This is a genomic window from Streptomyces sp. GESEQ-35 (genome assembly GCF_017948485.1).
GTDB lineage: Bacteria > Actinomycetota > Actinomycetes > Streptomycetales > Streptomycetaceae > Streptomyces.
The window spans coordinates 88,768-103,778 of record NZ_JAFFSX010000016.1 but is presented as its reverse complement, the minus strand read 5'-3'; the positions used below and the strand labels follow the sequence as shown (position 1 = coordinate 103,778).

Sequence of the window (15,011 nt, the reverse complement as noted above, 5' to 3'; positions counted from 1 at the left end):
CCGAGCCAAAGTGGATCAGCCATCGATGCGGCCGACGAAGGGAGTGTTTATCGTCAGGCAGACGACTATGATCGCCGCATGCCCTACGACCCGTCAGCCTTTCCGCCCTTCGCCGTCACCGTGGACCTGGTCGTGCTGACCGTGCGCCGCCATGCCCTGTGCGCGCTGGCGGTACGCAGGGGCGAACCGCCGTTCCAGGGACGCTGGGCGCTTCCCGGCGGCTTCGTGCGGGGCGACGAGGATCTGGCACAGGCAGCAGCCCGTGAGCTGGCCGAGGAGACCGGGCTTCGCGCCCACGATCCGTCCGTCCCCGCCCAGGACAACGGCGCCCACCTCGAGCAGCTCGCGACGTACGGCGACCCCAAGCGTGATCCTCGGATGCGCGTGGTCAGTGTCGCGCATCTGGCGCTCGCCCCCGATCTGCCCGCGCCCCGCGCCGGCGGCGACGCCAGCAACGCGCGCTGGGCGCCGGTCGAGGAACTGCTCCAGCAGAGCGGCTACGGCCGCGACGGAGACCCCGTGGCTCCGCTCGCCTTCGACCACGCACAGATCCTGTCGGACGGGGTGGAGCGTGCCCGGTCCAAGATCGAGTACTCGTCTCTGGCTACGGCGTTCTGCCCCACCGAGTTCACCGTCGGAGAGCTGCGCCGGGTCTACGAGGCGGTGTGGGGTGTCGCGCTCGACCCGCGCAACTTCCACCGCAAGGTGACGGGCACGCCGGGATTCCTCGTCCCCACCGGCGGCACCACCACGCGCCAGGGCGGTCGCCCGGCCCAGCTCTTCCGGGCCGGCGGCGCCACACTGCTCAACCCTCCGATGCTGCGCCCCGAGGTGTGAAGCCCAGCGACGACACCGGGCCCGGAGGTAAACGGCGAACAGGAGTCCGACCGGGGCGACGGCCGCCCGGGCAATGAACCGTGCGGTGCCCGAAAAACCGGACATAGCGCGCTATCTTGCTTCGGGTGATCGAGGTCTTCGGATTGACCAGCAACCCCCGCAAGGAGCTTCCCCCGGCCGTCGACGACGTCACCTTCGAGGCGCGTGCGGGCCACGTCACGGCCCTGCTCGGCGCGCCGGGGGCGGGCAAGACGACAGCACTCAAACTGATGCTCGAACTTCAACAGGGCCGCGGAATCACCTACTTCAGGGGCCGCCCCCTGCACCGCATCGCCCACCCCTCGCGCGAAGTCGGCGTGCTCCTCGGCGACGTCCCCGGACACCCGGCCCGGACCGTCCGCGGGCATCTTCGCATGCTGTGTGCCGCGGTGGGCGTTTCCGTGCGCCGCGCCGACGAGGTCCTCGAGGTGGTCGGTCTGGTCAGCCTGCGTGACGAGCGTCTCGGCACCCTCTCGCGCGGTATGGACCGCCGCCTCGGCCTGGCCTGTGCTCTGATCTCCGACCCGCACACGCTCGTGCTCGACGACCCCGCCGATGGCCTCTCCGCCCGCGAAAGCCATTGGTTGTACGGCATGCTCCGCGCGCACGCCTCCCAGGGCGGCACGGTCCTGCACACCACCGCCGATCCCAAGGAAGCCGCCCGCACCGCCGACCGCGTCATCACGCTGGAGCGGGGCAGCCTTGTCGCCGACCAAGAGGCCGCCGAGTTCGCCCGCACCCGGCTGCGCCCCCGGGTCGCAGTCCGCAGCCCGCAGGCCGTGCGACTCGCGGCCCTGCTCACCAAGGAAGCCCGCGCCGCGCAGCGCTCCCTCGAGGTCGTGCGCGAGAGGGGCAACCGGCTCTCCGTGTACGGCAGTACCTGCGCGGAAGTCGGTGAGACTGCGTTCCGCCATGGCATCCTCGTACATCAACTCGCCGATGAGATCGGAGACATGGGTCCCGGTGCGGCCGTAGGCGCGGAGGAACCGCAAGCCGACCGCGATCGGCGCCAGGCCGCGGAGGATCGTGCACCGGACGTGCCGCGGCAACCCGACGAACCCCCGGCCTCGGGTGAAATGTCGCTGGACACCGCGGACGCATCGCGAGCACATGCCGACGCATCGCAGATCCCGGCGGAGGCGCGCCGAGAGCCACTCGACGTTTCGAAGAACGCGGTGGGCGCACCGCGAGCGCCACTGGACGAGTCGCAGAACCCCGCGGACGCACCACGGGCGCACCTCGACGCATCGCGGAACTCCTCAGACGAACCACGAGAGCCGCTCGCCGCCTCACAGCACGCCGCAGACGCACCTCCAGCGGCTGGCGGCGCGCCGCAGGATGCCTCTGCGCATCTCGAGGCGTCGCAGGCCCAGGCCGGCGAGCCGCAGATCAGGACCGGAACGCCCCTGAGGGCGAACGTCTCCGACGATGCGCGCGTCGTGTCCAGCCCTCCGCAAGCGCTCTCCCGCCGCCCCGTCGAAGCCCGCAGCCTCGACGCCCTGTCCCCGCTGCCTCCCCCCATTTCCGTCCGCCCCTCGCCCAGCCCCCTCCGCCCGCTCCGCTACGAGCTGCGCCGCGCCACCGGAATCGGCACCGGATTCCTCACCGGAGCCGTCGTGCTCGTCGTGTCCGCCCTCACCGCCGTACTCCTGGCTCGCATCGGCCACACCCCGCAGCCGCGTCTGCTGGCCGCGTGGCCGCAGGAGCTGCCGCTGCCTCCCGCGGCGCTCGGCGCGGGGCTGCTCGGCGCACTCGCCTTCGGCGACGAGTTCCGCCACCCCGCCCTGGCGGCGGACCGCGGCACCGTGCCCCGCCGGCTGGGGCTGCTCGCCGCCAAACTCCTCGTCACCGCGGCCACCGCGCTGCTGCTGGCCTTCCTCACGGTCGGCTGCAACGCCGAAGCGCTCTATCTCGTCTACGGACGGGAGCTCGCGCAAGTTCCCGCCGACTGGCTCCCGCTGAGCGCGAGTTGGCTCGGCCTCGTGGTCGGCTGCGCCTGGGCCGGAGTGCTGGCCGCCGGCATCTTCCGGTCCACCACGGCCGGGCTCGCGGCGGTGGTCGCCGTACCGATCCTCGTCGTACCCCTCGTGCACAGGGCTCTGGAGGGACCGGCTGTGCGAACTGCGGCCGGGTTCCCCATGCGGCTGCGCGAGGTGCTCCTGATGCAGTGGCCCTTCGGCGGAGAGCGATATCTGGCCGTCGCGGCACGGATGGTCGCCCAACCTGTGGGCGGCGCATTGGCGTTGTCACTGAGCGTCCTGCTCTGCGCATATCTGCTCACGACCCTGCGTAGCAGGGTCCGGTGACGACCGTCCGAGCCCTTCCGATCCCGCCCTGCGCACAACTCCCCGGGGAAAGCCCATTTCTTTCCGATAAGGCGTCAATTGCGACGGGGTGAGCGATCACCCTTTCGTGTGCTTTTCACCAAAGACCTCAAGGGAGTTGGAGACGACGCCGACAAAGGATCCGTGAGTACCCTTGCGCACACCATGATGACCGCCGCCCGCTCCGCAGACTCTGGTCTCTCCGGCCCGGGCGAACTCGACCGCTACCCCTACGCCGAGGCTCCCGCCGTGGACCGTCTCGGGGCCCCCGCCTGGGACGGTGGGGATCCGGAGCTGGGCCGCGTGGGCCGACGCGCCGCAGGCAGCCGCGGACGCGGACTGCACGGCCAACTCGTCCAACAGCTGGGCCAGATGATCGTCTCGGGCGACCTGGGCGCCGACCGTCCGCTGGTGCCCGAGGAGATCGGCCAGCGATTCGAGGTCTCCCGCACCGTCGTCCGTGAGTCGCTCCGTGTCCTGGAGGCCAAGGGCCTGGTCAGCGCCCGCCCGAACGTCGGCACGCGCGTGCGGCCCGTCAGCGACTGGAACCTCCTCGACCCGGACATCATCGAATGGCGGGCTTTCGGACCACAGCGCGACGACCAGCGGCGCGAGCTGAGCGAGCTGCGCTGGACGATCGAGCCGCTCGCCGCACGCCTGGCCGCGGGACACGGGCGCGAGGACGTCCAGCAGCGGCTCGCGGACATGGTCGAGATCATGGGCCATGCCATGGGCCAGGGCGACGCGCTCACCTTCTCCCGCGCGGACGCCGAGTTCCACTCCCTGCTCATCCAGGTCGCGGGCAATCGCATGCTGGAGCACCTGTCCGGAATCGTGTCGGCCGCCCTCCAGGTCTCCGGCGGCCCCGTGACGGGCTGCGACAGGCCGAATGAGGCGTCGCTGACGCATCACGGCAGGATCGTCGACGCCCTGGCTGCCGGCGACGGCGCGGCCGCCGAGGCCGCCATGCGCCAACTGCTCACCGTCCACCCTGAGGTGGAGCGCGTGGTGCCCGCCCCGCGCGAGCACTGACCGCGCACCACGGGCGGCCCGGCCGGGGTTGCCTCCCCCTCCTGTGGCATCGCCGGTCGGCGGACCGCCCCCTGTCGGACCCCGCAGGAGCCCTCGGGTTCCTGCGGGGTCCGACGGCGCGAACGAGCGGTAAAGACGCACGGCAGAGGTCCGTCACGGTACGGGTGACCTCCTCTGTCCGCATCTGACCGTTTTTGAGCGCTTACGGGGTGTGACTCGGGCCACGCAGATTGGGCGTAACGCTCGTGGAAACAGCGCGATGACCTAAGAGGTGACTGCCGCGGAGGGAATACGGACGCCGTTCAAGGCGCTGTGCATCCTCCCGGCCCCCGCCCGCGCCGTCGGCTCATCCCCAAGTCGGCGGTCGGCTCCTGTCCGTCGTGGACGGGGCCGGAAGCCGTTTTCCAACGTTCCGAGAGGTTGTTCGTGTCGGCCAGCACATCCCGTACGCTCCCGCCGGAGATCGCCGAGTCCGTCTCTGTCATGGCGCTCATTGAGCGGGGAAAGGCTGAGGGGCAGATCGCCGGCGATGACGTGCGTCGGGCCTTCGAAGCTGACCAGATTCCGGCCACTCAGTGGAAGAACGTACTGCGCAGCCTCAACCAGATCCTCGAGGAAGAGGGTGTGACGCTGATGGTCAGTGCCGCGGAGCCCAAGCGCACCCGTAAGAGCGTCGCAGCGAAGAGTCCGGCCAAGCGCACCGCCACCAAGACGGTCGCGGCAAAGACGGTGACCGCCAAGAAGGCCACCGCCACCGCCACGCCGGCGGCGCCCGCCGTCGAGGCGCCCGTCGTCGAGGACGAGGCGGCCGCGAAGACGACCGCCAAGAAGACGACCGCCAAGAAGTCGGCCGCGAAGAAGACCGTCGCCAAGAAGACCGCGGCCAAGAAGACCACCGACGCCGCCAAGAAGGACGACGCCGAGCCGGTCGACGAGGAAGCCGTCGAGGAGGCCAAGCCGGGCGAGGAGCCCGAGGGCACCGAGAACGCCGGGTTCGTGCTGTCCGACGAGGACGAGGACGACGCACCCGCGCAGCAGGTCGCCGCCGCCGGTGCCACCGCCGACCCGGTCAAGGACTACCTCAAGCAGATCGGCAAGGTCCCGCTGCTCAACGCCGAGCAGGAGGTCGAGCTCGCCAAGCGCATCGAGGCCGGTCTGTTCGCCGAGGACAAGCTGGCCAATGCCGACAAGCTCGCTCCCAAGCTCAAGCGTGAGCTGGAGATCATCGCCGAGGACGGCCGCCGCGCCAAGAATCACCTCCTGGAGGCCAACCTCCGTCTGGTGGTCTCCCTGGCCAAGCGCTACACCGGCCGCGGCATGCTCTTCCTGGACCTCATCCAGGAGGGCAACCTCGGTCTGATCCGCGCGGTCGAGAAGTTCGACTACACCAAGGGCTACAAGTTCTCCACGTATGCCACCTGGTGGATCCGTCAGGCGATCACCCGCGCGATGGCCGATCAGGCCCGCACCATCCGTATCCCGGTGCACATGGTCGAGGTCATCAACAAGCTCGCGCGCGTGCAGCGCCAGATGCTCCAGGACCTGGGCCGCGAGCCCACCCCGGAGGAGCTGGCCAAGGAACTCGACATGACCCCGGAGAAGGTCATCGAGGTCCAGAAGTACGGCCGTGAGCCCATCTCCCTGCACACCCCGCTGGGCGAGGACGGCGACAGCGAGTTCGGTGACCTGATCGAGGACTCCGAGGCCGTCGTTCCGGCCGACGCGGTCAGCTTCACGCTCCTCCAGGAGCAGCTGCACTCCGTCCTCGACACCCTGTCCGAGCGCGAGGCGGGCGTCGTCTCCATGCGGTTCGGTCTCACCGACGGTCAGCCGAAGACCCTCGACGAGATCGGCAAGGTGTACGGCGTCACGCGCGAGCGCATCCGTCAGATCGAGTCCAAGACCATGTCGAAGCTGCGCCACCCGTCCCGTTCGCAGGTGCTGCGCGACTACCTCGACTAGGTCGCGTTGGTACGACGTCGGAGGCCCGGCCCCCTCCAGGGGAGCCGGGCTTCGCGCTGAGCGGGTGCGGGCAACTGCGTTGTGAATCACTCTGAGGTTCTTATGACCACCCCAGAGTGAGGAACGTGTATGCGTTTTCCCTTTGCCCGGGTGCTGTCCCGGCCGCTGGTTCTTGCGGTCGCCGCCACCGCCATGCCGGTCGTGTCCGCCGTTCCGGTGTCTGCGGACAGCGTCGTCGTCGGGGGGTTCCCGGTCGAGATAGCGGAGAGCCCGTGGGCTGTGGCGCTGTCCACTCGTGACCGGTTCGGGGGTACGCGCGCGGGGCAGTTCTGTGACGGTGTGGCAGTGGGCCCCAGAACCGTGCTCACCGCGGCTCACTGCCTCAGCGAGGACGTCCTGGGTGCGCCGCCGGACCAGGTACGCGACCTCAAGGTCATCACGGGCCGTACGGACCTGCTCTCCGAGCAGGGTCGGGAGATCGCCGTACGCGACACCTGGGTGAATCCTGGCTACGACAGCGTCAGCAACTCCGGCGACTTCGCGGTGGTCACGCTGGCGAAGGCCCTTGCGAGGAAGTCTGTCGTCCCGATGGCCACCGCCGGCGATCAGGCGTACGAGCCGGGCACGGCTGCCACCGTCTACGGCTGGGGCGACGTCACCGGTGCTGGTGACTACGCGCGCAGCCTGCGGGGGGCACGTGTGCATGTACTTCGCGATGCCCTCTGCGAGCAGGCGTATCCGGGCAGTGCCGAAGGCACCTATCGCGCCGACACCATGGTGTGTGCCGGGGAGGAGCGAGGCGGCCACGACGCCTGCCAAGGGGACAGTGGAGGGCCGCTCGTCGCACGGGGAAAGCTGATCGGGCTCGTCTCCTGGGGCAGCGGATGTGGGCGCGCTGACAGCCCCGGCGTCTATACGCGGGTGTCCGAGGTCGTGAACACGTTGGGCGGGGAGAAGCCTGCGGCGAGCCCTACGAGGTCCTCTGGCGGGGCCTGAGGGGCCATTCCGGGTACGAGCGCGGGCGGCGCCCCTGTGGACCAGGGGTGCCGCCCGCGGGCCGGCCTCTGCCGGTGCTGGCTCGTCGTGGACGCGAGGTGTCAGCGCTCTTCTTCGGTGGCGGCTGCCGGAAGCTCCGTCAGTCGCTCCGTCTCGTCCTGTATCTCAGCGGCGATCTTCTTGAGTTCCGGCTCGAACTTGCGGCCGTGATGGGCGCAGAAGAGCAGTTCTCCGCCGCTGAGCAGCACAACGCGCACGTAGGCCTGTGCGCCGCAGCGGTCGCAGCGATCGGCGGCCGTCAGTGGGCTCGCGGGGGTCAGAACAGTAGTCACGTCGCCTCTTCTCTAGCTCGACGAGCTGTCGTACCAGGGTCAACATCCAACCAGCCCGAAAACGTTCCCGCTCGTGGCTATTCCTCGAAAAAAATCTTCCGGGGCGGCTGTCTGCTGCCGGTTGGCGGCGAATGTGCCGTATTACGTGTCTATGTGTCTTACGGTTTCGCGCTGTCGGTCAATGTCGGTCCTCCCGGCTGGGTTGCCGGTTGTTCATGAGGACGTGCCCGGAGCCTAAATGGTTCATGCCTGGAAGGGAACGTGATGTGTGCTTCACTCCATCGAGGGATCGAACATGTATGCGACCCTGGGCTACTGTGAGGTTTTGACGAGGGTGGCGTTACAACGGCTCTACCAGGCCTCGGTACCCTCTGAGCGGCAACCGAAGCCGCGCCCTTACCCAGAAGGGCCCTACCTGAAATTCAGCGAGGAGCGAACCGCGTGACCGCCGAGACGTCCGTGCCGTCCACAGCGCTGCTGGCAGGAGCAGACCGGGACGGTTCCAACTACACCGCGCGGCACCTGCTCGTCCTCGAAGGACTCGAGGCCGTGCGGAAGCGCCCGGGCATGTACATCGGGTCGACCGACAGCCGTGGTCTGATGCACTGCCTGTGGGAGATCATCGACAACTCCGTGGACGAGGCCCTCGGGGGCTACTGCGACCACATCGACGTGATCCTCCACGACGACGGCTCCGTCGAGGTCCGGGACAACGGCCGAGGCATCCCCGTCGACGTCGAGCCCAAGACCGGCCTCTCCGGTGTCGAGGTCGTCATGACCAAGCTGCACGCCGGCGGCAAGTTCGGCGGCGGCTCCTATGCCGCCTCCGGCGGTCTGCACGGCGTCGGCGCCTCCGTGGTGAACGCTCTGTCCGCCCGGCTCGACGTCGAGGTGGACCGCAGCGGCCACACCCACGCCATCAGCTTCCGGCGCGGTGTCCCCGGAGTCTTCGCCGCGGACGGCCCCGACGCCAAGTTCGAGGCCGCAAGCTTGCGCAAGGCGAAGAAGGTCCCCAAGACCCGTACCGGCACGCGCGTGCGGTACTGGGCCGACCGCCAGATCTTCCTCAAGGACGCCAAGCTCTCTCTGGAGCACCTGCACCAGCGGGCGCGCCAGACGGCCTTCCTGGTGCCCGGCCTGACCATCGTCGTCCGCGACGAGTACGGCCTCGGCCAGGACGGCAGCAAGGGCGAGGAGTCGTTCCGCTTCGACGGCGGCATCAGCGAGTTCTGCGAGTACCTGGCCACTGACAAGCCGGTGTGCGATGTCCTCCGCTTCTCCGGGCAGGGCACCTTCAAGGAGACGGTGCCCGTCCTGGACGACCACGGCCAGATGACGCCCACCGAGGTCACCCGTGAACTCGGCGTCGACGTCGCGATGCGCTGGGGGACCGGCTACGACACGACCCTGAAGTCGTTCGTCAACATCATCGCCACCCCCAAGGGCGGCACCCACGTCGCGGGCTACGAACAGGCGGTCGCCAAGACGCTGAACGAGGTCCTGCGGGCCAAGAAGCTGCTGCGCGTCGCCGAGGACGACATCGTCAAGGACGACGCCCTGGAGGGCCTCACCGCGGTCGTCACCGTGCGCCTCGCCGAGCCGCAGTTCGAGGGACAGACCAAGGAAGTCCTCGGCACCTCGGCGGCCCGCCGGATCGTGAACACCGTGATCTCCAAGGAGCTCAAGGCGTTCCTCACCTCCACGAAGAGGGACGACGCGGCCCAGGCCCGCGTGGTGATGGAGAAGGCGGTCTCCGCGGCCCGTACGCGAATCGCCGCCCGCCAGCACAAGGACGCGCAGCGCCGCAAGACGGCCCTGGAGTCCTCGTCGCTGCCCGCAAAGCTCGCCGACTGCCGCAGTGACGACGTCGACCGCAGCGAGCTGTTCATCGTCGAGGGAGACTCCGCGCTCGGCACCGCCAAGCTCGCCCGGAACTCCGAGTTCCAGGCGCTGCTGCCGATCCGCGGCAAGATCCTCAACGTCCAGAAGTCGTCCGTGACCGACATGCTCAAGAACGTCGAGTGCGGAGCGATCATCCAGGTCATAGGAGCGGGGTCCGGCCGGACCTTCGATATCGACGCGGCCCGCTACGGCAAGATCATCATGATGACCGACGCCGATGTGGACGGCTCCCACATCCGGACGTTGCTCCTGACCCTGTTCCACCGCTACATGCGGCCCATGGTGGAGGCCGGCCGGGTCTTCGCGGCCGTGCCTCCACTGCACCGTGTCGAGATCGTCCAACCCAAGAAGGGGCAGGACAAATACGTCTACACGTACTCGGACCGCGAGCTGCGCGACAAGCTGATGGAGTTCGAGAGCAAGGGCATTCGGTACAAGGACTCCGTCCAGCGGTACAAGGGTCTCGGTGAGATGGACGCCGACCAGCTGGCCGAGACGACCATGGACCCGCGTCACCGCACGCTGCGCAGGATCAACCTCGGCGACCTGGAGTCCGCCGAGCAGGTCTTCGATCTGCTGATGGGCAACGACGTGGCACCGCGCAAGGAGTTCATCTCCAGTTCGGCGGCGACGCTGGACCGGTCCCGCATCGACGCGTAGCCGCAGCGCTTGGCAGGGCCGGGAAGCGGTGTCGGTGGCAGGCGGCGGTTCCGTCGGGCGAGCGCCACGGCACTGTCGGGTGGAGGTGCTGTGGCCGCCGACCCGCTGCGGAGCAGGGCGCCGCAGGTGCCCACACTGCTGTCGACCGGCGTTGCGGTCGGCCGTCTCCACCCGTGGGTGGAGACGGCAGCGGTGCTGGATCCACCCGTGATCCACCCTGGCTCCGATCTTCTGGCTTGCGAATTTCCGTAGCGTCGAAGGCGTCGGCAGCACTCGCTGTCGGCACCGTCCTTCTCCGCTCACGGAGGCTTTGATGCCCGGGCTCGTCGACGCGTTGGTGATCGTGGCCGTTGCCGCTCTGGTGATCGTGCGCCAGTCCCGCGCAACCAGGATCGGCACGGAGAAGCGCTGGTGGCTGGTCCCCGTGATCCTGGCCGTCATCGCGCTGCGCGATCCCGCCATGATCGACCCCGACCACCGCACCGAGTCGATGCTTCTCCTCGGCGCCGAACTTCTCATCGGCTTCGCCATGGGAGCAGCGTGGGCCTGGACCACCCGCATATGGGCGGAGCCGGACGGCGCAGTGTGGAGCAAGGGCACCAAGGCGAGTGTGGCCGTCTGGGTCGCCGGTATCGCCCTGCGCGCCGCGCTCTTCGCCCTCGGCGCGGTGCTGGGCGTGCAACAGGACACGTCCGCCCTGCTGCTCGCGCTGGCGATCACACTGCTGGTCCGCGGGGGAATCCTCGCCTGGCGCGCTCAGTCCCTGCATTCGGCCCCCGAGCGGAGCCCGGCGTACGGTGACGACATGTCCCGTCCCGCGTGGAAGGAACGTGTGTGACGGAGAACGCCTGGACAAGGTGGCCTTCCCGGGAAGCGCTCAGCCGCAAGGAACGCACCCGACCCCGTCGGCTGTTCGCCTCGGCCGTGCGACTCATGGTGCTCGCCATTCTGCTGTGGGGCGCCTCCACCAGCAGTGTGGTCCATGGCTGGGGTGCGGTCGGGGCCACGGCCGGTGTCCTGATGGCGGCCCTCGTTGCCTGGGCCTTCTACCGAACGACGTTCGAGCACCGGCTCTGGTCGTCCCTGGCGCTCGTCACGGGGCTCCTGGGACTTGCCCTCGCCGCCCAAGCCGTGGGGTTCAGAGTCCCCGCCCTCGTCATCTGGTGCGGCTGCGCCGTGACCGCACTGGAGCGGCTGCCTCTCGCGGCCGCGCTGCCGATGGCCTCGGCCGGCCTCGCGTCGTATGCCGCCTTCAACGACGATGCGTGGCTGACCACCGCGGCCACCGCAGCGGGGCTTGCCCTGGTCGGCTATGTTGTGCGGCTCGACGCCGAGGCCCGTGGCAGCGCCGAGCGGCTGCTCGCCCAGGAGCGGGCGGCGCTGGCGGCCGAAGCCGAGTCGGCGGCGCTCGGGGAGCGGGCCCGGATAGCCCGGGAGATCCATGACGTGCTGGCACACAGCCTCTCGGCGCAGCTCGTGCACCTGGAGGCGGCCCGGCTGCTCATCGAGCGGGACGCCGACCGGGACCAGATCCTCGAACGCGTGGTGGCGGCACGGGGGATGGCCCGCGAGGGACTCGAGGAGACCCGGCAGGCCCTCTCGGCGCTGCGCGGCGAACTGACCCCGCTGGAGGACTTCCTGACTCAGCTCGTGGATACGACCACTGCGGCCGAGGTCACCATTACGGGTGAGCACAGACCTCTGCCGGCCGAGGCGTCACAAGCCGTTCGGAGAGTTGCGCAGGAAGCTCTGACGAACGTGCGCAAGCACGCCCCGGGCGCCGAGGTGCGGGTACGGCTGGAGTACGGCGAACACCAAGTCATGCTGGACGTACGGGATTCGGGCGGCTCGGCAGGAGAGCTCGCCGGTTCCGGCGCCGGGTACGGTCTGCTCGGTATGCGGGAGCGTGCCGAGTTGCTGGGCGGCTCGTTGGAGGCCGGGCCGGACAAGGAGGGGTTCGTGGTGACGCTGAAGGTCCCCGTATGACGGATGAGGCGGGGGTCGACGCCGCGCGGGTGGTGGTCGCGGACGACCAGACCGTCGTCCGTGAGGGCATCGTGATGCTGCTGGGGCTGCTCCCCGGGATCGAGGTCGTCGGTGCCGCGAGAGACGGGGAGGAGGCGGTGAAGCTCGTGGCCGAACTCGCCCCGGACGTGGTCCTGATGGACCTGCGCATGCCGCGCTGTGACGGAGTGGAGGCGACCCGACGGATCCGGAGCCAATATCCCGGGACACAGGTCGTGGTGCTCACCACCTACGCGGACGACGACTCGATGTTTCCGGCGCTCAGAGCAGGAGCGCGCGGTTATCTCACCAAGGACGCGGGAGGGGATGAGATCGTACGGGCGGTGCGCAGCGTGCTGTCCGGGGACGCGGGGCTGTCGCCGAGCATCCAACGGCGGTTGCTGGAGCGGCTGTCGGAACCAGAGCCGGTGGCGGCACCGGCCGAACCGCCGGACGGGCTCACCGCGCGGGAGACCGAGGTGCTGGGACTGATCGCCGAAGGGCTCAACAACCAGCAGATCGCCCGGAAGCTGCATGTCTCCACGGCCACGGTGAAGACCCACATCAACAACATGTTCGCCAAGACGGGGCTCTCGGACCGGGCCCAGGCGGTGCGTTACGCGTTCGCGAAAGGCCTGGCGCGGCCGCCGACGGGGTGAGTCACCTGATGGGGTGAAGAGCGCGGGGAAGAAGAGTCGGGGATCTTCCCGTTCTGTCCATCCTTGGGCATGCACTCAAGCAACGGTCGCCCCGGCGGAGGCGGGGGTGGACCCGAGAGTACGGTCGAGCATTACGACGGTCGTGCAGCGGCCCTCTCCGAGACGCCCGGAAGCGTGCGGTACGACGATCCCTGGTACGACGCGCTCGCCTCCGGCTGGGGTGAGTCGGGCGGTACCGGAGTGCCTGTCCGCGCAGTTCCGCCCACGCGTGAGGAGCGGGAGCAGAAGGCGGCGGCCGATGTGTACCTCGAGGTGCAGCGCAGCGCGGCCTTCCAGGAGGTACGCAGTCGGTACCGGCGGTTCGTGGTGCCGGGGGTCGCCGGATTCTTCGTCTGGTATGTGGGATACGTCGTGACGGCCACGACCGCTCCAGGACTGATGGCCCGGCCTGTTGCGGGTGCTGTGAATGTGGCGATGGTCGCGGGGCTGGGGCAGTTCCTCACCACGTTTCTGCTCACCTGGGCGTACGCCCGGCATGCGCGGCTGCGCAGGGACCGGGCCGCGCTCGAACTGCGCTGGGACACCCAGGAGCTGACCCGCGGCGCCCGAGGCGGTGCTTCGTGACGGAGAACCATCAGACGCTTGCGCTGCTCCTGTTCAGCGCGTTCGTCGCCGTCACCTTGGGCATCACGACGTGGGTGAGTGGCAAACGGCACGGTTCGGCGGAGGAGTTCTACGCGGGCGGGCGGCTCTTCTCTCCGATGGAGAATGGTTTTGCCATCGCGGGCGACTACATGTCGGCCGCTTCCTTCCTCGGCATCTCCGGGCTCATCGCTCTCTACGGCTACGACGGGATGCTGTACTCGGTGGGCTTCCTGGTGGCCTTTCTCGTGGTGCTGTTTCTGGTCGCCGAACTGGTCCGCAACTGCGGGAGGTTCACGCTCGCCGACGTGGTCGCGGCGCGGATGAGAGAGCGGCCGGTGCGGATCGCGGCGGGAACTTCCTCGGTCGCCGTGTCCGTTCTGTATCTGGTGGCGCAGATGGTCGGTGCGGGCAGCCTGGTCGCACTGCTGCTGGGCGGCACCGGCGAGGCGGCGCAGGCCTGGACGGTCATCGGTGTCGGCGCGCTGATGGTGATCTATGTGTCGTTGGGAGGGATGCGGGCCACCACCTGGATCCAGATCGTGAAGGCGGTTCTGCTGCTCAGCGGCACCATTGCGCTGACCGTGCTCGTGCTGATGCGTTTCCACGGCGACTTCGACCGGCTGCTGCTGACGGCGGCGGAGCGCAGTGGTCACGGTGAATCGTTCCTGGCGCCCGGGCTGAAGTACGGCGGCGACTGGACCGCTCGGTTCGACTTCATCAGCCTCGGACTCGCCCTGGTGCTGGGCACGGCCGGGCTGCCGCACATCCTGTCCCGCTTCTACACCGTGCCGACCGCGCGGGCCGCACGGCGTTCGGTGGTCTGGGCGATCGGGCTCATCGGCGGCTTCTACCTGATGACGATCGTGCTGGGCTTCGGCGCGGCAGCGATCGTCGGCCCGGATGCCGTACGCGGGTCGAACGCGGCCGGGAACACGGCGGTGCCACTGCTCGCCCTCGATCTGGGCGGCGGTGCCGACTCCACTGGCGGAACGGTTCTGTTCGCGATGGTCGCCGCGGTCGCGTTCGCCACGATCCTCGCGGTGGTCGCCGGTATCACGCTCGCCTCCTCGGCGTCCGTGGCCCATGACCTCTACGCGTCCCTGCGACGCCGGCACGCCAAGCCGCGCAGCGAGGTGGCCGTCGCCCGCGTGGCCGCGGTCGGTATCGGCGTGGTCGCCATCGCCCTCGGCCTGCTGGCCCGCGACCTCAACGTGGCCTTCCTGGTGGGGCTCGCCTTCGCCGTGGCCGCCTCGGCCAATCTGCCGGTGCTGCTCTACTCGCTGTTCTGGCGCGGCTTCACCACGCGCGGCGCGGTGTGGGCCGTATACGGCGGGCTGATCCCTGCCGTGGCCCTCGTGGTGCTGTCGCCGGTGGTGTCGGGCAGCCCCGAGTCACTCTTCCCCGGTGTCGACTTCCAGTACTTCCCGCTGCAGAACCCCGGCCTGGTCTCCATCCCGCTGGGCTTCGTCGCGGGCTGGCTCGGCACCGTCACTTCGGCGGAGGAACCGGACGAGGCCAAACACGCGGAGACCGAGGTGCGGTCGCTGACCGGGGCGGGAGCGGTGTAAGCGGGGCGGCGGAGACGAGGGCGCCCTGCATCCGTATGAAAAGGCGGCACG

At 69.3% G+C, this 15,011-nt stretch carries 12 protein-coding genes; 11 read left to right on the top strand and 1 reads right to left on the bottom strand.

Features of this window, described 5'->3' with window-relative positions; all coding sequences use genetic code 11:
• Positions 1–78 precede the first annotated feature (78 nt).
• The 5 genes from KCH87_RS28320 to KCH87_RS28300 all read left to right on the top strand — a co-directional run bounded on the left by KCH87_RS28320 (position 79) and on the right by KCH87_RS28300 (position 7,190).
• Positions 79–837 carry an NUDIX domain-containing protein gene (locus KCH87_RS28320; RefSeq protein ID WP_210589120.1) on the top strand — a complete coding sequence of 253 codons (759 nt, stop codon included), beginning with the start codon at positions 79–81 and terminating at the stop codon, positions 835–837.
• A 125-nt stretch (positions 838–962) separates the two neighbouring features.
• Positions 963–3,182, top strand: coding sequence for an ATP-binding cassette domain-containing protein (locus tag KCH87_RS28315; RefSeq protein WP_210589119.1), 2,220 nt, complete (start codon positions 963–965; stop codon positions 3,180–3,182).
• A gap of 162 nt (positions 3,183–3,344) precedes the next feature.
• The gene (locus KCH87_RS28310) at positions 3,345–4,232 is read left to right on the top strand and encodes a FadR/GntR family transcriptional regulator (RefSeq protein WP_210589118.1); all 888 of its coding nucleotides are present in this window, start codon (positions 3,345–3,347) and stop codon (positions 4,230–4,232) included.
• A 426-nt stretch (positions 4,233–4,658) separates the two neighbouring features.
• Positions 4,659–6,194: an RNA polymerase sigma factor gene (locus KCH87_RS28305; protein ID WP_210589117.1), complete on the top strand. Its 1,536-nt coding sequence runs from the start codon at positions 4,659–4,661 to the stop codon at positions 6,192–6,194.
• A gap of 129 nt (positions 6,195–6,323) precedes the next feature.
• Positions 6,324–7,190, top strand: a complete 867-nt coding sequence (locus KCH87_RS28300) for a trypsin-like serine protease (RefSeq protein ID WP_210589116.1) — start codon at positions 6,324–6,326, stop codon at positions 7,188–7,190.
• 101 nt (positions 7,191–7,291) lie between these two features.
• Here KCH87_RS28300 and KCH87_RS28295 read toward each other — a convergent pair whose 3' ends face one another.
• Positions 7,292–7,522: a hypothetical protein gene (locus tag KCH87_RS28295; RefSeq protein ID WP_210589115.1), complete on the bottom strand. Its 231-nt coding sequence runs from the start codon at positions 7,520–7,522 to the stop codon at positions 7,292–7,294.
• A 441-nt stretch (positions 7,523–7,963) separates the two neighbouring features.
• Here KCH87_RS28295 and KCH87_RS28290 point away from each other — a divergent pair, with 441 nt between their 5' ends.
• The 6 genes from KCH87_RS28290 to KCH87_RS28265 all read left to right on the top strand — a co-directional run bounded on the left by KCH87_RS28290 (position 7,964) and on the right by KCH87_RS28265 (position 14,960).
• A complete protein-coding gene (locus KCH87_RS28290; RefSeq protein ID WP_210589114.1) occupies positions 7,964–10,084 on the top strand; it encodes a type IIA DNA topoisomerase subunit B in 2,121 nt (706 codons plus the stop codon).
• A gap of 313 nt (positions 10,085–10,397) precedes the next feature.
• Positions 10,398–10,922 (top strand): CcdC protein domain-containing protein, encoded by a 525-nt coding sequence (locus KCH87_RS28285; RefSeq protein ID WP_210589113.1) that lies wholly within the window; start codon positions 10,398–10,400, stop codon positions 10,920–10,922.
• On the top strand, positions 10,919–12,070 hold the full coding sequence (locus KCH87_RS28280; RefSeq protein ID WP_210589112.1) for a histidine kinase: 1,152 nt from the start codon (positions 10,919–10,921) through the stop codon (positions 12,068–12,070). Before KCH87_RS28285 ends, KCH87_RS28280 begins: the two co-directional genes overlap by 4 nt.
• The gene (locus tag KCH87_RS28275) at positions 12,067–12,747 is read left to right on the top strand and encodes a response regulator transcription factor (RefSeq protein WP_210589111.1); all 681 of its coding nucleotides are present in this window, start codon (positions 12,067–12,069) and stop codon (positions 12,745–12,747) included. The genes KCH87_RS28280 and KCH87_RS28275 overlap by 4 nt, the downstream gene beginning before the upstream one ends.
• A 69-nt stretch (positions 12,748–12,816) precedes the next feature.
• Complete coding sequence (locus KCH87_RS28270; RefSeq protein WP_210589110.1) at positions 12,817–13,371, top strand: DUF485 domain-containing protein; 555 nt, start codon at positions 12,817–12,819, stop codon at positions 13,369–13,371.
• Entirely contained in the window at positions 13,368–14,960 is a 1,593-nt protein-coding gene (locus tag KCH87_RS28265; protein WP_210589109.1) for a cation acetate symporter, read from the top strand. Before KCH87_RS28270 ends, KCH87_RS28265 begins: the two co-directional genes overlap by 4 nt.
• Positions 14,961–15,011: the final 51 nt, after the last annotated feature.

Bases quoted from the DNA above. Each gene is read 5' to 3' on its own strand.
- KCH87_RS28285 (WP_210589113.1), top strand. From the start codon at position 10,398: ATGCCCGGGCTCGTCGACGCGTTGGTGATCGTGGCCGTTGCCGCTCTG.
- KCH87_RS28270 (WP_210589110.1), top strand. From the start codon at position 12,817: ATGCACTCAAGCAACGGTCGCCCCGGCGGAGGCGGGGGTGGACCCGAG.
- KCH87_RS28300 (WP_210589116.1), top strand. From the start codon at position 6,324: ATGCGTTTTCCCTTTGCCCGGGTGCTGTCCCGGCCGCTGGTTCTTGCG.
- KCH87_RS28275 (WP_210589111.1), top strand. From the start codon at position 12,067: ATGACGGATGAGGCGGGGGTCGACGCCGCGCGGGTGGTGGTCGCGGAC.
- KCH87_RS28320 (WP_210589120.1), top strand. From the start codon at position 79: ATGCCCTACGACCCGTCAGCCTTTCCGCCCTTCGCCGTCACCGTGGAC.